The sequence below is a fragment of the Bradyrhizobium sp. AUGA SZCCT0105 genome (assembly GCF_018129565.1).
Classification (GTDB): Bacteria; Pseudomonadota; Alphaproteobacteria; order Rhizobiales; family Xanthobacteraceae; genus Bradyrhizobium.
This window is the reverse complement of the sequence record NZ_JAFCMK010000002.1, coordinates 48032-66083: the sequence shown is the minus strand read 5'-3', so window position 1 is coordinate 66083 and position 18052 is coordinate 48032. Positions and strand designations below refer to the sequence as shown.

Here is an 18052-nt window from a genome sequence, read left to right as displayed (position 1 = left end):
GAGAGGGCCGGCGTTCTGCCGGCCTTTTTGTTGCTTTCTTGCCTTGCTGCGGTGCAGGGACGCAGTTTGTTCATCTTCCCTTCAGGCAAAAAAGTGCCTTTGCTAGGGTGACTTAGACCGGCTGTTTGGCTCGTGCCGGAGACGACGGAATCGATATGCTCGACTTGGCGATTGTAGGCGGCGGCCCCGGGGGGCTGATGAGCGCCTGGTATCTGAAGCGCAAACTCGGCGACCTCTGCCGCATCACCATCTTCGAGGCGTCGAACCGTCTCGGGGGCAAGATTGTCACGCGCAAATTCGACACCGCGCCGGCGATGTACGAGGCCGGCGTCGCCGAGATCTACGATTACTCGATGACGGGACCCGACCCGCTGCGCGAGCTGATCCAGCATTTCGGCCTGCAGACGATCCCGATGGATGCCGAGCAGGTGCAGCTCGACGGCGAACTGCTGGCCGACGTTCCCGGCATGCGCCGCAAATACGGCGGCAAGACCGCGGCCGCGATCGAGGCGTTCCGCAAGCGCTGCAGCGAGCTGGTGTCGCCGATCGAGTATTACGAGGGCGTCGGCGCCCACGACAACGAACATCCGTGGGCCTACAAGACCGCTGAGCAGATCCTCGACGAAGAGGTCGAGGACGTGACCGCCAAGCGGTTCTTCAAGGTGATGGCGCGCTCCGACCTCGCGACCGAGAGCCACAACACCAACGGCCTCAACGCGCTGAAGAACTACGTCATGGATGTCGACGGCTACATCGGCCTGTATTCGATCCAGAACGGCAACGAGCAGCTGATCGATTGCCTGCGCTCGGAGGTCAGCGCCGACATCCAGCTCAACCATCGCGTCCTCAAGGTCGGCAAGACCGCAAGCGGCCGCTATCAGCTCAACATGATGAACGGCAAGGGGCCGGAGACGCGCGACTTCGACCTCGTGCTGGTCTGCCTGCCGCATTCCTGGCTCGCGACCATGCGCTGGGACGGCGAACAGCTGCGCAAGTCGATGGTCAAGCACGTCGCCTATTTCGATCGTCCGGCGCACTATCTGCGCGTCTCGATCCTGTTCGACGAGCCGTTCTGGGGCGAGAAGATTCCGGGCGCCTGGTTCATGTCGGAGGCGTTCGGCGGCTGCTGCGTCTACAATGAGGGCGCGCGCCACGATGTCGGCAAGCACGGCGTGCTCAACTGGCTGATCGCCGGCTCCGACGCGCTCGCCTTCGCCAATCTCAGCGATGAGGAACTGATCGACGCCGCGCTGAAGTCGCTGCCGGCCTCGCTCGGCGATGCGCGTGCGCATTTCCTCGAGGGCAAGATCCATCGCTGGCTGTCGTCGGTCAACGCGCTGCCGGGCGGCCTTCCGGTGCGCGACGTCATGACCAACCACCGTCCCGATCCGAAGCAGCACCCCGGCATCGTGGTGGTCGGTGACTATCTGTTCGATTCGACGCTGAACGGGCTGCTCGATTCTTCCGATGCGGCGACCGACATCATCGTCACCGAGATGATGCGGCTGCGCCGCGCCCGCGCGCAGGACGAAGGCGCGCTGTCCGACAAGATCGACCGCAACTATTTCGAGAATTATCGCGGCGCCGGCCCCTACAGCGAGGTCTGGCGCAACTTCACCGACCCGGCCTATCTGACCGACCTGATCAAGACGGTGTGGGGCAGGGCGAAGGGCTACAAGCTGCTGATCGCCGGCTCCGCCAGCGGCGAGCTGGTCGGCGCGCTGCGCGAGCGCGGCATCGATGCCTGGGGCATCGAGAACAACCGCTTTATCCACGGTAAGACGCCGAAGGCGCTCAAGAAGTACAACAAGCTCGGCTCGATCGCCGACATGCCGTTCAAGGACAATGAGTTCGACTTCGTGTTCGAGACCTCGCTGTGCCATCTCGGCGAGAAGCAGGTCGTGCGCGGGGTGCGCGAGCTCAACCGCGTGGTCAAGACCGGCGTCGTGTTCGCGTCGGTGACCTCGGACATGGCGCCGGCGGTGATCGATCGCTACGACCTGCTGCGCGGCGTGAAGAAGCTCGGCACCTGGTGGGAATGGTCGGAATTGTTCTTCGGCAACGGCTTCGACCTGTCGATGCACCGCCGCGACTGCACCGATGCGCTGTGGACGTTGACGCTTGCCGCCAACAAGGGGCCGGGGCAATGGTACGCCGACTCCGACAGCCTGCGCTATTCCTTCTTCGACAAGGTCGAGGCGGATCACGACGACTAGCGGCAGCGACTGACGGCACCGGCTAGCGGTCTTGCGCAAGGCGAGCGGCCCCGCGTCAACCAACGTCAAACGGCGGCCGTGCCGTGATCCGAATCCACGGGACCGCGCGCCCCGCCGTTCCAAACGCTTTGCCGAATTCATTGTGATCGCATAGGATTGTACCAGCAGCATTCGCCGCTGCGGTTTCGATTTGCGGTCATGCCGGCCGTGGAGCAACGGTTGGTTTCATGGCGCCAAGACCTCCTGCATCAGACGATCCGAATCGATCGGCGGCCGACGATCCCGAGCTGAAGAAAAAGTCTGCGGCAGCGGCCGGTCCGCCTGCGGCAACGGCCTCCGCCAAGCCCGCCGCCGCGCCGGCCGATGACGACGATGATGAGGACGAGGACGACGAGTTCGAGCTCGACGACGATGATGACGAGGACCTCGTCGTCTTCACCGCCAGGGAAGCCGCCGGCGCGCTCTCCACGATCTTCAGCTTCGTCAAGCCGATCCTGACCAACTACAAGAAGCCGCTCGCCTTCGTCGCGATCGGCGTGCTGGTCGAGACGTTGTTCAACGTCATCATGCCGCTCAGCCTGAAATTCCTGATCGACGACGCGCTCGGCGAGGAGGATTTCCAGGCTCTTTACAAGATCCTCGGCGTGCTCGCGGTCGCCGGCATCGTCACCTCGATCATCGCGGTCTGGTACGAGCGCTGGGATGCGCGGCTCGGCGCGGGCATCATCGCCGACGTCCGGACCCGCATCTTCGACCACGTCCAGAACCTGCCGTCAGCCTATTTCGCCCGCACCAAGCGCGGAGAGATCCTGTCGCGTTTCTCGATCGATCTGTCGGCCTTCGAGGGCTCGGTCAAGACCTTCGCCAACAGCGCGGCGCTGCCGGGCCTCGAGCTGATCGCCGGCATCATCCTGATGCTGTTCCTGAACTGGCAGCTTGCCGTGGTCGCCTTGCTGGTGTTTCCGATCACGCTGATCGGGCCGCGCATCCTGACGCCGAAGGCGGTGCTGGCCAATTACGAGCAGAAGCAGAACGAAGCCGCGCTGCTCGGCATGGTGCAGGAGAACGTCGCGGCCCAGGCGGTGGTCAAGGCGTTCAACCTGCAGCGCCGGGCGCTCGGCTGGTTCACGCTGCGCAACCGCGACGTCCGGGCCAAGGCCGCCTCAGCCATGTTCCTGTCCACCATGGTGGAGCGCACCGTCACCATTTCGGTGCTGCTGCTTCACCTCGTGGTGCTGGCGATCGGCGCCTATCTCGCCACCAAGGGGCAGATCACGGTCGGCACCTTCGTGACCTTCGAGAGCGCATTCTGGGAGGTGTCGTACAACATCGCCCATCTCATGCATTTTATCCCGGTGTCGATCCAGTCTGCGGCGGCAGTGCGGCACATCCAGGAGCTGCTCGACGAGCCGACCCGCGGCGCTGACCGCCCCGGCGCGCCGGATCTGCCGCGCATCACCAACGACATCTCCTTCGACCGCGTCACCTTCCAGTATGAGGGGGCGCAGACGCCGGTGCTCGACAATCTCAGCCTCAAGCTCAATGCCGGCAAGAGCATTGCGATCGTCGGTCCCAGCGGCTCCGGCAAGAGCACGCTGATCAACCTGATCCTGCGGCTCTACGTGCCGGACGAGGGCCGCGTCGCGATCGACGGCGTCGACATCCGCCGGGTGACGCGCGAGTCGCTGCGGGCCAGCATGGCGGTCGTGTTCCAGGAGAACATGCTGTTCAACATGTCGATCCGCGAGAACATCCGGCTCGGCAAGGAAGGGGCCACCGACGCGGAGGTCGAGGACGCCGCCAGGAAGGCCGAGATTCATCGCTACATCATGAGCCTGCCGCAGCGCTACGACACGCCGGTCGGCGAGCGCGGCGACACCTTGTCCGGCGGCCAGCGCCAGCGCATCGCGATCGCGCGCGCGATCATCCGCAACCCGTCCGTGCTGCTGCTCGACGAGGCGACCTCGGCGCTCGACCAGACCACGGAGGCGGCGATCAACCGCACGCTGCTCAAGGTCGCCGAGGGTCGCACCATGATCTGGTCGACGCACCGACTGGCCTCGGTGGTCGAGATGGACGAGATCATCGTGATCTCCGGCGGCAGGGCGATCGAACGCGGCTCGCACGAGGAACTGCTGGCCCTGAATGGCGTCTACCGCAGGCTGTGGGACGACCAGGGGCATGTCCATCACGACGCGGACGACGAGGATGACGACGACGCGGACGATGATGAAGATGACGAGGATGAAGACGACGAGGATGAGGACGAAGACGAGGCGTGAGTCCCGCGCCGCGTCGCCGGCGATGGCCGGGCGCTAGAATCTTGTTTGACGCGCTTTCTTCACGCGAACCGGTATCCACTTCGCTCGAAAACGCTCCTGCTGATCACGCCTCTACGCCCTGTCTGCGGCGTGCGGACGTTGCCGGAAGTGATTGGCGGACCGTGTCGCTGACGCCGCCTGCGGGCGGTGCAGGCGGCGCAGCGTGCCCCGGCCGAGATAGCCGAGGAAGCGTGCCCAGCGCTGGGCTTGCCAGTAGGGCCCGCTGCCGATCGACACCTCGCGGAAGTTGAATGCCTTGGCATTCGACCAGGCATCGCACTCCGTCTTGACCGGATCGTCGTAGAACGCCGTGATCTTCTCCTCGCCCATGCCGTCGGTCGCAAGCCAGGCCGGGATATGGACATTGCAGAGCTGGGACACGTCGGTGAACACCTTGTCGGTCCCGGTGCCGGTGACGGGGCAGGTGCTGGCGAAGGCATCGCCGACCAGTACGACGCCGGCCTGCCGATAGCCGGTGCTGACATAGACGTCGGCGGGCCTGATCTTGATGTCGCCGACCACGTCGAACTCACCGGTGAGCCGGCGCAGCCGCGGCAGCGCAGCGTTCAGCGTCTCGACCGGATTGCGCCGCATCGCCCGCAGCCACGGATCGTCGGCCGGGCGGTAGGTGAAGAGGTTGGCGCGCATCCGGTTTCCGACCGGAAACAGCGTGATGTAGGGGATGCGGTCGCTCGGCCGCTCCGAAAAGTAGGTCATGGCCGCGAACGGGAAGGCGGGGCGGCCGACGGGGATGAAATCGAAGCCGATCGAGATCGAATGGCAGAAGCTGGTCACCAGCCGCTCGATGCCGAGCATCCGGCGCAGCCCGACATTCAGGCCGTTGGCAAGCACCACGAGCCGCGCCGAGATCTCCTCGCCGCCCGAAAGCACGAGCCGCTGCCGCTCGGAGCTGGTCGCGACATTGACGACCTTGTCGCGGATGAATTCCGCCGGCCCGGCGATCTCGGCCCGAATCGCAGTGATCAGCGCGTCGTACATGATGCCGTATTGCCGGCTCGGCTGCCGGTCGAGCAGATGGCCGAATCGCGCGATCCAGTTCTCGCCGTCGAGCGTCGCCGAACGCAGCACGGATTCGGCAATTCCGGTGCGGGCGAATCGCGCGAGCTGGAGGTCGCCGCCGACCTTTTCGACGCGGAAGTCGAACGGATAGACTTGGTGGGGGTCGATCAGGACGGTCGGTATCCCGGCACGGCCGAGCATGGCGGCCGCGGTCGAGCCCGCAAGACCTCCGCCGATGATCGCGATGTCGGTGTACCGCATGACGTTTTCCGTGGCCGTAGACCGCAATTTTTGCGCTGCGAATGGCAAATAAAGGCTTAGTTTCGAAATTCGCCTTCGGGTCCAAGTTGGGGAGAATTGTTTCTAATCATATTTTACCCGGATATAATATGATTCCGTTGGCGTGCCGGAGATTCGGATTCGGGCGAGGGGAGTCGCAGACGCTGTCATATTTCGGACGTCCGACGAGTGCCGCGAAATGCGAAATCTGCAAGCGCCAGAGGCGTTTCTTTGCTTGTCGTTTTGCTTGACTTCACTATCTCTCGATTATACAAGGCGCTCACTTAACGACAGGCGGTGAGCTACGCCAGCGTCGGAACGGAACACCCCAAGGCCCTTTTTCAGGGCCGGCCGGGCACCAACCTCGACGAATGCCGCTCAAACGCTGTCGATGATAGCTAGGCAATGCCAGGACGATTTTGGTTCTCTTGAGCACGTCCTCTTGAGAGTGAATTCGGATGCATGACCTCGGTGGCGGACCGGACAGCGAACGCTGAACGGTTCGGAATCGCGGTCCTCTGTGGCGTCGATGCGCTTTCCGCTCAGTGATGAGTGGTTGGCGCGATTTCGCTTTGCGCGGGTGTTTGTTCCGCGTCGAGCGGGCCGTACGGGACGGCTAGTCCTGAGAAGAAATTTGCGGAGCCATTCAAGGTTTCCGCGCGAACTAAAGGGTGAAGGCTGCATGCCGACGATCAACCAGCTGATCGCAAAACCACGTGAAGTGCAGAAGTCGCGCAAGAAGGTGCCGGCGCTGCAGCAGTCGCCGCAGAAGCGCGGCGTGTGCACGCGCGTCTACACCACGACCCCGAAGAAGCCGAACTCGGCGCTTCGTAAGGTCGCCAAGGTGCGCCTGACCAACGGCTTCGAGGTGATCGGCTACATCCCGGGTGAGGGCCATAACCTGCAGGAGCACTCGGTGGTCATGATCCGCGGCGGCCGCGTCAAGGACTTGCCCGGCGTGCGCTACCACATCCTCCGTGGCGTGCTGGATACCCAGGGCGTCAAGAACCGTAAGCAGCGTCGTTCGAAGTACGGCGCGAAGCGTCCGAAGTAAGCGGGAAACGATCAGATGTCGCGTCGCCATTCTGCTGAGAAGCGTGAAGTTCTTCCGGATCCGAAGTTCGGGAACATCATCATTACGAAGTTCATGAACTCGGTGATGTACGCCGGGAAGAAGTCGGTCGCCGAAAACATCGTCTACGGTGCGCTCGGCATGATCGAGGCCAAGACCAAGCAGCCGCCGCTCGGCGTGTTCGAGCAGGCGCTCGAGAACGTGATGCCGACCATCGAGGTCCGTTCCCGCCGCGTCGGCGGCGCGACCTACCAGGTGCCGGTGGAAGTCCGCACGGTGCGCCGTCAGGCGCTCGGCATCCGCTGGCTGATCTCGGCCGCCCGTGAGCGCAACGAGAAGACCATGACGGAGCGTCTGTCGGCGGAACTGCTCGACGCCTCGAACAATCGCGGCAACGCCGTCAAGAAGCGTGAAGACGTGCACCGGATGGCGGAAGCCAACCGCGCCTTCTCGCACTATCGCTGGTAACGGCGAAACACGGAATTTAAGGAACAGCCTATGCCTCGCGTTCATGCCATAGAGAACTACCGCAACTTCGGTATCATGGCGCATATCGATGCCGGCAAGACGACGACCACCGAGCGCATCCTGTATTACACCGGCAAGAGCCACAAGATCGGCGAAGTGCACGAAGGTGCCGCGACGATGGACTGGATGGAGCAGGAGCAGGAGCGTGGCATCACGATCACTTCGGCTGCGACCACCGCGTTCTGGAACGGCAAGCGCCTTAACATCATCGACACCCCCGGCCACGTCGACTTCACCATTGAGGTCGAGCGTTCGCTGCGCGTGCTCGACGGCGCCGTTTGCGTTCTCGACTCCAACCAGGGCGTCGAGCCGCAGACCGAGACCGTCTGGCGCCAGGGCGACAAGTACAAGGTTCCGCGCATCGTCTTCGCCAACAAGATGGACAAGACGGGTGCCGACTTCTTCAAGTGCCTGTCCGACATCGTCGACCGCCTCGGCGCCAAGCCGATCGCGATCCAGCTTCCGATCGGTGCCGAGAACAACTTCAAGGGTCTCGTCGACCTGGTTGTCATGAAGGGCATCGTCTGGAACGATGAATCGCTCGGCGCCAAGTTCGACTATGTCGACATCCCGGAAGACATGGTCGAGCAGGCCAAGGAATATCGCGAGAAGATGGTGGAAGCCGCCGTCGAGCTCGACGACGATGCCTTGGCTGCCTTCCTCGACGGCAAGGAGCCGGACGAGGCGACGCTGAAGCGCCTGATCCGCAAGGCCGTGCTGACCGGTGCGTTCTATCCGGTGCTGTGCGGCTCCGCGTTCAAGAACAAGGGCGTTCAGCCGCTGCTCGACGCCGTCGTCGACTATCTGCCGTCGCCGGTCGACGTGCCCGCGATCAAGGGCATCGACGATGACGGCAACGAAGTCGTGCGCCATGCGGACGACAAGGAGCCGCTGGCGCTGCTCGCGTTCAAGATCATGGACGACCCGTTCGTCGGCACCATCACCTTCTGCCGCATCTATTCCGGCGTGCTGCAGTCGGGCACCGGCGTGGTGAACTCGACCCGCGAGAAGAAAGAACGTATCGGCCGCATGCTGCTGATGCATGCGAACAACCGCGAAGACATCAAGGAAGCCTATGCCGGCGATATTGTCGCGCTGGCTGGCCTGAAGGAAGCGCGCACTGGTGACACGCTGTGCGATCCCGACAAGCCGGTCATCCTCGAGAAGATGGAATTCCCGGAGCCGGTGATCGAGATCGCGATCGAGCCGAAGTCGAAGGCCGACCAGGAAAAGCTCGGCGTGGCGCTCGCCAAGCTCGCTGCGGAAGATCCGTCGTTCCGCGTGTCGACCGACCAGGAGTCCGGCCAGACCATCCTCAAGGGCATGGGCGAACTGCATCTCGACATCAAGGTCGACATCCTCAAGCGCACCTACAAGGTCGATGCCAACATCGGCGCGCCGCAGGTGGCGTTCCGCGAGCGCGTGACCAAGAAGGCCGAAGTCAAGTACACGCACAAGAAGCAGACCGGCGGTACCGGTCAGTTCGCCGAAGTGTCGATCGTCGTCGAGCCGAACGAGCCCGGCAAGGGCTATGAGTTCGAATCGAAGATCGTCGGCGGCGCGGTGCCGAAGGAATACATCCCCGGCGTCGAAAAGGGCCTCAACAGCGTGATGGGCTCCGGCGTCGTTGCCGGCTTCCCGGTGGTGGACGTCAAGGTGCAGCTGGTCGACGGCAAGTATCACGACGTCGACTCGTCGGCACTGGCCTTCGAAATCGCGTCGCGCGCCGCGTTCCGCGAGGCGCTGACGAAGGGCAAGTCCGTTCTGCTCGAGCCGATCATGAAGGTCGAGGTGGTGACCCCGGAAGACTACACCGGTTCGGTCATCGGTGACCTGAATTCCCGGCGCGGCCAGATCCAGGGCCAAGACATGCGCGGCAACGCCAACGTCATCAACGCGATGGTGCCGCTCATGAACATGTTCGGTTACGTGAACAACCTGCGCTCGATGAGCCAGGGTCGCGCGACCTTCACAATGCAGTTCGATCACTACGCCGAAGCACCGGCGAACGTGTCGGCTGAAGTCCAGAAAAAGTTTGCTTGATTGTCGTTGGTTAGCAACTAACGACTGAACGGAGAGTCAAATGGCCAAAGCAAAATTCGAGCGTAACAAGCCCCACTGCAACATCGGCACCATCGGTCACGTCGACCATGGCAAGACCTCGCTGACCGCAGCGATCACCAAGGTGCTTGCAGAGACCGGCGGCGCGACGTTCACCGCCTACGACCAGATCGACAAGGCGCCGGAAGAGAAGGCGCGCGGCATCACGATCTCGACCGCGCACGTCGAGTACGAGACGAAGAACCGTCACTATGCCCACGTCGACTGTCCCGGCCACGCCGACTACGTCAAGAACATGATCACCGGTGCCGCCCAGATGGACGGCGCGATCCTGGTCGTGTCGGCTGCTGACGGCCCGATGCCGCAGACCCGCGAGCACATCCTGCTCGCCCGCCAGGTCGGTGTGCCCGCGCTCGTCGTGTTCCTCAACAAGTGCGACATGGTCGACGATCCGGAGCTGCTCGAGCTCGTCGAGCTCGAGGTCCGTGAGCTGCTCTCGAAGTACGAATTCCCGGGCGACAAGATCCCGATCATCAAGGGCTCGGCGCTCGCCGCGCTCGAAGACAAGGACAAGACGCTCGGCCACGATGCCATCCTCGAGCTGATGCGCAACGTCGACGAATACATCCCGCAGCCGGAGCGCCCGATCGACCAGCCGTTCCTGATGCCGGTTGAAGACGTGTTCTCGATCTCGGGCCGCGGCACCGTCGTCACCGGCCGTGTCGAGCGCGGCATCATCAAGGTCGGCGAGGAAATCGAGATCGTCGGTATCCGCGACACCCAGAAGACCATCGTCACCGGCGTCGAAATGTTCCGCAAGCTGCTCGATCAGGGCCAGGCCGGCGACAACATCGGTGCGCTGCTCCGCGGCACCAAGCGCGAGGAAGTCGAGCGTGGCCAGGTGCTGTGCAAGCCCGGTTCGGTCAAGCCGCACACCAAGTTCAAGGCTGAAGCCTACATCCTCACCAAGGAAGAGGGCGGTCGTCACACCCCGTTCTTCACCAACTACCGTCCGCAGTTCTACTTCCGCACCACCGACGTGACCGGCGTTGTGCACCTGCCCGAAGGCACCGAGATGGTGATGCCGGGCGACAACATCGCGATGGAAGTGCACCTGATCGTGCCGATCGCGATGGAAGAGAAGCTGCGCTTCGCGATCCGCGAAGGCGGCCGCACCGTCGGCGCCGGCGTCGTCGCCGCCATCATCGAGTAAGGGTGGATCAGTCAGTTTGCAGCGGGTGGGTTCGCCCACCCGCCGCTCACCACTCGCTATTCGCTAATTGAGCGACGAAGAAAGAGATACGGCAATGAACGGCCAAAACATTCGCATCCGTCTCAAGGCGTTCGACCATCGAATCCTCGATACGTCGACCCGTGAGATCGTGAACACGGCGAAGCGCACCGGTGCGCAGGTTCGCGGACCGATTCCGCTGCCGACCCGCATCGAGAAGTTCACCGTCAACCGTTCGCCGCACGTTGACAAGAAGAGCCGCGAGCAATTCGAGATGCGCACTCACAAGCGCCTCCTCGACATTGTCGACCCGACCCCGCAGACCGTCGACGCGCTGATGAAGCTCGACCTGGCCGCCGGTGTCGACGTCGAGATCAAGCTCTAAGGTTTTGGATTTTTACGTCCGCCGCTTGCGGACAGAAAGACAGGAAGCACGCCGATGCGCTCCGGAGTGATCGCACAAAAGGTCGGGATGACGCGGGTCTTTACGGAGACCGGCGAGCATATCCCTGTGACCGTGCTGAAGTTGGGCAACTGCCAGGTGCTGGGCCACCGCACGACCGAGAAGAACGGCTATGTCGCTCTTCAGCTCGGCTCGGGCGCCCGCAAGACGGTGTACATGCCGAAGGCCGAACGCGGCCAGTTCGCGGTCGCCAAGGTCGAGCCGAAGCGCAAGGTCGCCGAGTTCCGCGTGTCCGAGGACGCGCTGATCCCGGTAGGCGCGGAAATCCAGGCGGACCATTTCGTGGTCGGCCAGTTTGTCGACGTGACCGGCACCTCGATCGGTAAGGGCTTCGCCGGCGGCATGAAGCGCTGGAACTTCGGCGGTCTGCGCGCCACCCACGGTGTGTCGGTCTCGCACCGTTCGATCGGTTCGACCGGTGGCCGTCAGGATCCCGGCAAGACCTTCAAGAACAAGAAGATGCCCGGTCACATGGGCGTCGATCGCATCACCACGCTCAATCTGCGCGTGGTTTCGACCGACGTCGAGCGCGGCCTGATCCTCGTCGAAGGCGCCGTTCCCGGCTCCAAGGGCGGCTGGATCTCGGTGCGCGACGCGGTCAAGAAGCCGCTGCCGAAGGAAGCCCCGAAGCCCGGCAAGTTCAAGGTCGCCGGCGGTGAAGCTGCCGAGGCTGTAGCCGAGAAGGAGGGCGTGTGAGATGGAACTAAAAGTCACCACCCTTGAAGGCAAGGACGCCGGTTCGGTTCAGCTGTCGGACGAGATCTTTGGTCTCGAGCCGCGCAAGGACATCATCCAGCGTTGCGTGCAGTGGCAGCTCAACAAGCGCCAGGCCGGCACGCATAAGGCCCAGGGCCGCGCCGACGTCTGGCGCACCGGCAAGAAGATGTACAAGCAGAAGGGCACCGGCGGCGCCCGTCACGGCTCGGCCCGCGTGCCGCAGTTCCGCGGCGGTGGCCGTGCCTTCGGTCCGGTGGTTCGCTCCCATGCGACCGACCTGCCGAAGAAGGTGCGCGCGCTCGCGCTGAAGCATGCGCTGTCGGCCAAGGCCAAGGACGGCGGGCTGATCGTGATCGACAATGCGCAGCTCGAGGCCGCCAAGACCAAGGCGCTGCTCGGTCACTTCTCGGGCCTCGGCCTGACCAATGCGCTGATCATCGACGGTGCGGAGCTGAACAACGGTTTCGCGACCGCGGCCCGCAACATCCCGAACATCGACGTGCTGCCGATCCAGGGCATCAACGTCTACGACATTCTCCGCCGCCACAAGCTGGTGCTGACCAAGGCTGCGGTTGATGCGCTGGAGGCGCGCTTCAAATGAAGAACATCGATCCGCGCCACTACGACGTCATCATCTCGCCGGTCGTGACGGAAAAGGCGACGCTCGCCTCCGAGCACAACAAGGTGATGTTCAAGGTCGCCGGCAAGGCGACCAAGCCGCAGATCAAGGAAGCGGTCGAGAAGCTGTTCGACGTCAAGGTGAAGAGCGTCAACACTCTCGTTCGCAAGGGCAAGACCAAGGTGTTCCGCGGCAATCTCGGCTCGCAGTCGGACTCCAAGCGCGCGATCGTGACCCTTGAAGAGGGCCACCGCATCGACGTGACTACCGGACTATAAGGCGCAACGACGATGGCATTGAAAACCTACAATCCCACGACGCCGGGCCAGCGCCAGCTGGTCATGGTCGATCGTTCGGCGCTCTACAAGGGCAAGCCGGTGAAGACCCTGACCGAGGGCAAGCTCGGCAATGGCGGTCGCAACAACACCGGTCGCATCACCGTGCGTTTCCGCGGCGGCGGCCACAAGAAGGCTTACCGCACCGTCGACTTCCGCCGCGACAAGGTGGACATGCCGGCGGTCGTGGAGCGGCTGGAGTACGATCCGAACCGCACCGCGTTCATCGCGCTGATCAAGTATCAGGACGGTGAGCTGGCCTACATCCTGGCGCCGCAGCGTCTGGCGGCGGGCGACACCGTCGTCGCCGGCAACTACGTCGACGTGAAGCCGGGCAACGTCATGCCGCTCGGCAACATGCCGGTCGGCACGATCGTGCACAACATCGAGCTGAAGATCGGCAAGGGTGGCCAGCTGGCACGCTCCGCCGGTACCTATGCCCAGATCGTCGGCCGCGACCAGGACTACGTCATCGTCCGCCTGAACTCGGGCGAGCAGCGTCTCGTGCACGGCCGTTGCCGCGGCACGATCGGCGCGGTCTCGAACCCGGATCACATGAACATCTCGATCGGCAAGGCCGGTCGTACCCGCTGGCTCGGCTGGCGTCCGCACAACCGCGGCGTCGTCATGAACCCGATCGATCACCCGCACGGCGGTGGTGAAGGTCGTACCTCGGGCGGTCGCCACCCGGTTACTCCGTGGGGCAAGCCGACCAAGGGCAAGAAGACCCGCACCAACAAGTCGACCAACAAATTCATTCTCCTCAGCCGCCACAAGCGGAAGAAGTAAGGAACGCCGGACATGGTTCGTTCAGTCTGGAAAGGCCCGTTCGTCGAGGGTTCTCTGCTCAAGAAGGCAGATGCCGCGCGCGCGTCCGGCCGTCACGACGTCATCAAGATCTGGAGCCGTCGCTCCACCATCCTGCCGCAGTTCGTCGGCCTGACCTTCGGTGTCTACAACGGCCAGAAGCATGTGCCGGTGGCGATCAACGAGGAAATGGTGGGTCACAAGTTCGGCGAGTTCTCGCCGACCCGGACCTTCCACGGCCACTCGGGCGACAAGAAAGCCAAGAAGGCTTGAGGAATAGACGATGAGCAAACCAAAGCGCGAACGTAGCCTCGCGGACAATGAGGCCAAGGCCGTCGCCCGCATGCTGCGCGTCAGCCCGCAGAAGCTCAACCTGGTGGCGCAGCTGATCCGCGGCCGCAAGGCTTCGGCTGCGCTCGCCGACCTGCAGTTCTCGCGCAAGCGGATCGCGGTCGACGTCAAGAAGTGCCTGGAATCGGCGATCGCGAACGCCGAGAACAACCATGACCTCGATGTCGACGATCTCGTCGTTGCCGAGGCGCATGTCGGCAATGGCATCGTGATGAAGCGTTTTGCTCCGCGCGGCCGTGGCCGTTCGGGCCGTGTGTTCAAACCGTTCTCGCACCTGACCATCGTGGTTCGTCAGGTCGAGGCCGAGGCAAGCGCCTAAGAAGGGCGCAGGAGAAGACGATGGGTCAAAAGATCAATCCAATCGGGCTGCGTCTCGGCATCAACCGGACCTGGGACTCCCGTTGGTTCGCCGGCAAGCAGGAATACGGCAAGCTCCTGCACGAGGACGTCAAGATCCGCGAGATCCTGCACAAGGAGCTCAAGCAGGCGGCTGTCGCCCGCATCGTGATCGAGCGCCCGCACAAGAAGTGCCGCGTGACGATCCACTCGGCCCGTCCGGGCGTCGTGATCGGCAAGAAGGGCGCCGATATCGACAAGCTGCGCAAGAAGGTTGCCGACATCACCTCGTCGGACGTCGTGATCAACATCGTCGAAATCCGCAAGCCGGAGCTCGACGCGACCCTGGTCGCTGAATCGATCGCCCAGCAGCTCGAGCGCCGCGTTGCGTTCCGCCGCGCCATGAAGCGCGCCGTGCAGTCGGCGATGCGTCTCGGCGCCGAGGGCATCCGCATCAACTGCTCGGGCCGTCTCGGCGGCGCCGAAATCGCGCGCATGGAGTGGTATCGCGAAGGTCGCGTGCCGCTGCACACGCTGCGCGCCGACGTCGACTACGGCGTTGCCACCGCGTTCACGACCTTCGGCACCTGCGGCGTCAAGGTCTGGATCTTCAAGGGCGAGATCCTCGAGCACGATCCGATGGCCCAGGACAAGAAGATGGCCGAGGGCGACAACACGCCGCGTTCGCGCCGCGACGCCGCTTGAGGCAAAGCAGGAATTTGAGGGCTTAAAGCCATGATGCAACCTAAGAAGACGAAGTTCCGGAAGGCGCATAAGGGCCGTATCCACGGCGTTGCGACCTCTGGCGCGACGTTGGCGTTCGGCCAGTTCGGCCTGAAGGCGATGGAGCCTGAGCGCGTCACCGCCCGTCAGATCGAAGCCGCCCGCCGCGCGCTGACCCGTCACATGAAGCGCGCCGGCCGCGTCTGGATCCGGGTGTTCCCGGACGTGCCGGTGTCGAAGAAGCCCGCCGAAGTCCGCATGGGCTCCGGCAAGGGTGCGCCGGAATTGTGGGTGGTCCGGATCAAGCCGGGCCGCGTGATGTTCGAAATCGACGGCGTGCCGGTGCAGACCGCCAAGGAGGCGCTGTCGCTCGCCGCCGCCAAGCTGCCGATCAAGACGCGCTTCGTTGCGCGCATTGCGGAGTAATCGCCATGGCCGAGATGAAAGTTGAAGACATTCGCGCGATGAGCGACGACCAGCGGGACGACGCGGTCCTTAACCTGAAGAAGGAACGCTTCAACCTGCGTTTCCAGCGCGCCACCGGGCAGCTGGAGAACACGTCGCGGATGCGGGAAGCCCGCCGCGATATCGCTCGTATCAAGACCATCGCCGCGCAGCTGCGCGCGAAGAAGAAGTAAGGGGCCAGCTATGCCGAAACGTACTCTGCAGGGCGTGGTCGTGAGCGACAAGCAAGCCAAGACCGTGGTGGTGCGCGTCGATCGCCGCTTCACCCACCCGATCTACAAGAAGACGATCCGCCGTTCCAAGAACTACCACGCGCACGACGAGGACAATCAGTTCAAGCCGGGCGACATGGTCTGGATCGAGGAATCGAAGCCGATCTCCAAGCTGAAGCGCTGGACCGTGGTCCGGGGCGAACACAAGAAAACGGCCTGATTACTTCGGCCTGGCCGAAGACATTCAGGGAAATTTTGGGCGCGCTAAAGCGCAGAAAGAGGACGAGGTGCATCAATGATTCAGATGCAGACCAACCTCGACGTGGCCGATAATTCAGGCGCACGCCGTGTCATGTGCATCAAGGTTCTTGGAGGTTCCAAGCGCCGCTATGCCACCGTGGGCGACGTTATCGTTGTGTCGATCAAGGAAGCCATTCCGCGTGGCAAGGTGAAGAAGGGCGACGTGATGAAGGCCGTCGTGGTCCGGGTCCGCAAGGACATCCGCCGCGCCGACGGTTCGGTCATCCGTTTCGACCGCAACGCCGCCGTGCTGATCAACAATCAGTCCGAGCCGGTCGGCACCCGTATCTTCGGGCCGGTGCCGCGCGAGCTGCGCGCCAAGAACCACATGAAGATCATTTCGCTTGCGCCGGAGGTGCTGTGATGGCCGCCAAGATCCGCAAGGGCGACAAGGTGATGGTGCTCACCGGCCGCGACAAGGGTCGCACCGGCGAGGTGTTCGAGGTGCGTCCGGACGAGAACAAGGCTCTCGTTCGCGGCATCAACATGGTGAAGCGTCACCAGAAGCAGAGCCAGACCCAGGAAGGCGGCATCATCTCCAAGGAGATGCCGATCGACCTGTCCAACATTGCGTATGTCGGCAAGGACGGAAAGCCGACCCGCATTGGGTTCAAGATTCAGGCCGATGGCAAGAAGGTTCGTGTTGCCAAGAGCTCGGGAGCAGAGATCGATGGCTGAGACAGCTTACACGCCGCGTCTGCGCGCGGAGTATGACAAGAAGATCCGCGGCATGATGACCGAGAAGTTCGGTTATGCCAACGTGATGCAGGTGCCGCGCCTCGACAAGGTCGTGCTCAACATGGGCGTTGGCGATTCCGTCAACGACCGCAAGAAGGCCGAGACCGCCGCTGCCGAGCTGAGCCAGATCGCCGGCCAGAAGGCGATCGTGACCTATTCGCGGATCGCGATCGCGACCTTCAAGCTGCGCGAGAACCAGCCGATCGGCTGCAAGGTCACGCTGCGCAAGGCCCATATGTACGAGTTCATCGACCGCCTGGTAAACGTGGCGCTGCCCCGCGTCCGCGACTTCCGCGGCCTGAACCCGAAGAGCTTCGACGGCCGTGGCAACTATTCGCTCGGCATCAAGGAGCACATCATTTTCCCCGAGATCGACTTCGACAAGGTCTCGGAAGCGCGTGGCATGGACATCACGGTGTGCACCACCGCCAAGACCGACGACGAGGCGCGTGCCTTGTTGACCGCTTTCAATTTCCCGTTCCGGCAGTGAGTAGCTGAGGCAAAGCCACTCAAACGCGGATACCCAGGAGCCAAGCATGGCAAAGAAGAGTTCGATCGAGAAGAACAACCGGCGCAAGCGGATGGCGAAGAACGCCGCCCCGCAGCGCGAGAAGCTGAAGGCGATCATCGCCGACAAGACCAAGCCGATGGAAGAGCGCTTCGCGGCGACGCTGAAGCTCGCCGAGATGCCGCGCAACTCGTCGCCGACGCGCATCCGCAACCGTTGCGAGCTGACCGGGCGTCCGCGCTCGACCTATCGCAAGAACAAGCTCTCGCGCATCGCGCTGCGTGAACTCGGCTCCAAGGGCCTGGTTCCCGGCCTCGTGAAGTCGAGCTGGTAAGGAGGGTCGGAACAATGTCTACGCACGATCCGATCAGCGATCTCATCACCCGCATCCGCAACGCGCAGATGCGTTCGAAGTCCAAGGTCTCGAGCCCCGGCTCGAAGATGCGCGCCAATGTGCTCGAAGTGCTGAAGTCCGAGGGCTACATCCGCGGCTACGCCAGCGTCGAGCATGCCTCGGGCCGCAGCGAGCTCGAGATCGAGCTGAAGTATTTCGACGGCGAGCCCGTCATCCGCGAGATCGAGCGGGTGTCGAAGCCGGGCCGCCGCGTTTACGCCTCGGTGAGGAACCTGCCGCGCGTGAACAACGGTCTCGGCATTTCGGTGTTGTCGACGCCGAAGGGAATCATGGCTGACCACGAGGCGCGCGACGCCAACGTGGGCGGCGAAGTTCTCTTCACGGTGTTCTGAGGA

Annotated in this window: 23 protein-coding genes; 22 read left to right on the top strand and 1 reads right to left on the bottom strand. The window is 63.3% G+C overall.

From position 1 onward, the window contains the following. Positions 1–155 precede the first annotated feature (155 nt). Together JQ573_RS09280 and JQ573_RS09275 are read left to right on the top strand one after the other, a co-directional pair. Positions 156–2216 (top strand): FAD-dependent oxidoreductase, encoded by a 2061-nt coding sequence (locus JQ573_RS09280; RefSeq protein WP_212309671.1) that lies wholly within the window; start codon positions 156–158, stop codon positions 2214–2216. A gap of 227 nt (positions 2217–2443) precedes the next feature. After that, positions 2444–4498, top strand: a complete 2055-nt coding sequence (locus tag JQ573_RS09275; protein ID WP_212309670.1) for an ABC transporter ATP-binding protein — start codon at positions 2444–2446, stop codon at positions 4496–4498. Positions 4499–4609: 111 nt separating this feature from the next. Here JQ573_RS09275 and JQ573_RS09270 read toward each other — a convergent pair whose 3' ends face one another. Next, complete coding sequence (locus JQ573_RS09270) at positions 4610–5818, bottom strand: FAD-dependent monooxygenase (protein WP_212309669.1); 1209 nt, start codon at positions 5816–5818, stop codon at positions 4610–4612. A gap of 700 nt (positions 5819–6518) precedes the next feature. Here JQ573_RS09270 and rpsL point away from each other — a divergent pair. The 20 genes from rpsL (at position 6519) to rpsH (ending at position 18049) form a co-directional block, all read left to right on the top strand. Beyond that, positions 6519–6890 (top strand): 30S ribosomal protein S12, encoded by a 372-nt coding sequence (gene rpsL, locus JQ573_RS09265; RefSeq protein ID WP_028168167.1) that lies wholly within the window; start codon positions 6519–6521, stop codon positions 6888–6890. Between the two features lie 15 nt (positions 6891–6905). Then, on the top strand, positions 6906–7376 hold the full coding sequence (gene rpsG, locus JQ573_RS09260; RefSeq protein WP_212309668.1) for a 30S ribosomal protein S7: 471 nt from the start codon (positions 6906–6908) through the stop codon (positions 7374–7376). A 30-nt stretch (positions 7377–7406) separates the two neighbouring features. Further along, positions 7407–9479: an elongation factor G gene (gene fusA / locus JQ573_RS09255; RefSeq protein WP_212309667.1), complete on the top strand. Its 2073-nt coding sequence runs from the start codon at positions 7407–7409 to the stop codon at positions 9477–9479. 40 nt (positions 9480–9519) lie between these two features. Continuing rightward, positions 9520–10710 (top strand): elongation factor Tu, encoded by a 1191-nt coding sequence (gene tuf, locus JQ573_RS09250; protein ID WP_212309666.1) that lies wholly within the window; start codon positions 9520–9522, stop codon positions 10708–10710. Positions 10711–10804: 94 nt separating this feature from the next. Further along, a complete protein-coding gene (rpsJ, locus tag JQ573_RS09245; RefSeq protein WP_002712302.1) occupies positions 10805–11113 on the top strand; it encodes a 30S ribosomal protein S10 in 309 nt (102 codons plus the stop codon). A gap of 54 nt (positions 11114–11167) precedes the next feature. Next, positions 11168–11887 carry a 50S ribosomal protein L3 gene (gene rplC / locus JQ573_RS09240; RefSeq protein WP_029081772.1) on the top strand — a complete coding sequence of 240 codons (720 nt, stop codon included), beginning with the start codon at positions 11168–11170 and terminating at the stop codon, positions 11885–11887. A gap of 1 nt (position 11888) precedes the next feature. Next, positions 11889–12509 (top strand): 50S ribosomal protein L4, encoded by a 621-nt coding sequence (gene rplD, locus JQ573_RS09235; RefSeq protein WP_092114993.1) that lies wholly within the window; start codon positions 11889–11891, stop codon positions 12507–12509. Beyond that, complete coding sequence (locus tag JQ573_RS09230) at positions 12506–12805, top strand: 50S ribosomal protein L23 (protein ID WP_092114992.1); 300 nt, start codon at positions 12506–12508, stop codon at positions 12803–12805. Before rplD ends, JQ573_RS09230 begins: the two co-directional genes overlap by 4 nt. A 12-nt stretch (positions 12806–12817) precedes the next feature. Next, positions 12818–13651 (top strand): 50S ribosomal protein L2, encoded by an 834-nt coding sequence (rplB, locus tag JQ573_RS09225; RefSeq protein WP_021081655.1) that lies wholly within the window; start codon positions 12818–12820, stop codon positions 13649–13651. A gap of 12 nt (positions 13652–13663) precedes the next feature. Beyond that, the gene (gene rpsS, locus JQ573_RS09220; RefSeq protein ID WP_018272137.1) at positions 13664–13942 is read left to right on the top strand and encodes a 30S ribosomal protein S19; all 279 of its coding nucleotides are present in this window, start codon (positions 13664–13666) and stop codon (positions 13940–13942) included. A 10-nt stretch (positions 13943–13952) separates the two neighbouring features. Then, on the top strand, positions 13953–14339 hold the full coding sequence (rplV, locus tag JQ573_RS09215) for a 50S ribosomal protein L22 (RefSeq protein ID WP_018272136.1): 387 nt from the start codon (positions 13953–13955) through the stop codon (positions 14337–14339). Between the two features lie 20 nt (positions 14340–14359). Then, entirely contained in the window at positions 14360–15061 is a 702-nt protein-coding gene (rpsC, locus tag JQ573_RS09210) for a 30S ribosomal protein S3 (protein WP_018272135.1), read from the top strand. Positions 15062–15091: 30 nt separating this feature from the next. Next, positions 15092–15505 carry a 50S ribosomal protein L16 gene (gene rplP / locus JQ573_RS09205; RefSeq protein WP_016843752.1) on the top strand — a complete coding sequence of 138 codons (414 nt, stop codon included), beginning with the start codon at positions 15092–15094 and terminating at the stop codon, positions 15503–15505. Positions 15506–15510: 5 nt separating this feature from the next. Then, positions 15511–15717, top strand: coding sequence for a 50S ribosomal protein L29 (rpmC, locus tag JQ573_RS09200; RefSeq protein ID WP_212309665.1), 207 nt, complete (start codon positions 15511–15513; stop codon positions 15715–15717). A 10-nt stretch (positions 15718–15727) separates the two neighbouring features. Further along, positions 15728–15976: a 30S ribosomal protein S17 gene (gene rpsQ / locus JQ573_RS09195; protein ID WP_092114991.1), complete on the top strand. Its 249-nt coding sequence runs from the start codon at positions 15728–15730 to the stop codon at positions 15974–15976. A gap of 75 nt (positions 15977–16051) precedes the next feature. Continuing rightward, positions 16052–16420: a 50S ribosomal protein L14 gene (gene rplN / locus JQ573_RS09190; protein ID WP_011473865.1), complete on the top strand. Its 369-nt coding sequence runs from the start codon at positions 16052–16054 to the stop codon at positions 16418–16420. After that, a complete protein-coding gene (gene rplX / locus JQ573_RS09185) occupies positions 16420–16734 on the top strand; it encodes a 50S ribosomal protein L24 (protein WP_050402253.1) in 315 nt (104 codons plus the stop codon). The genes rplN and rplX overlap by 1 nt, the downstream gene beginning before the upstream one ends. Beyond that, positions 16727–17284 carry a 50S ribosomal protein L5 gene (gene rplE, locus JQ573_RS09180; RefSeq protein ID WP_097675079.1) on the top strand — a complete coding sequence of 186 codons (558 nt, stop codon included), beginning with the start codon at positions 16727–16729 and terminating at the stop codon, positions 17282–17284. Before rplX ends, rplE begins: the two co-directional genes overlap by 8 nt. Positions 17285–17330: 46 nt before the next feature. Next, positions 17331–17636 carry a 30S ribosomal protein S14 gene (gene rpsN, locus JQ573_RS09175; RefSeq protein ID WP_212309664.1) on the top strand — a complete coding sequence of 102 codons (306 nt, stop codon included), beginning with the start codon at positions 17331–17333 and terminating at the stop codon, positions 17634–17636. Between the two features lie 14 nt (positions 17637–17650). Next, the gene (gene rpsH / locus JQ573_RS09170) at positions 17651–18049 is read left to right on the top strand and encodes a 30S ribosomal protein S8 (RefSeq protein WP_212309663.1); all 399 of its coding nucleotides are present in this window, start codon (positions 17651–17653) and stop codon (positions 18047–18049) included. The last annotated feature ends 3 nt before the right edge of the window (positions 18050–18052 follow it).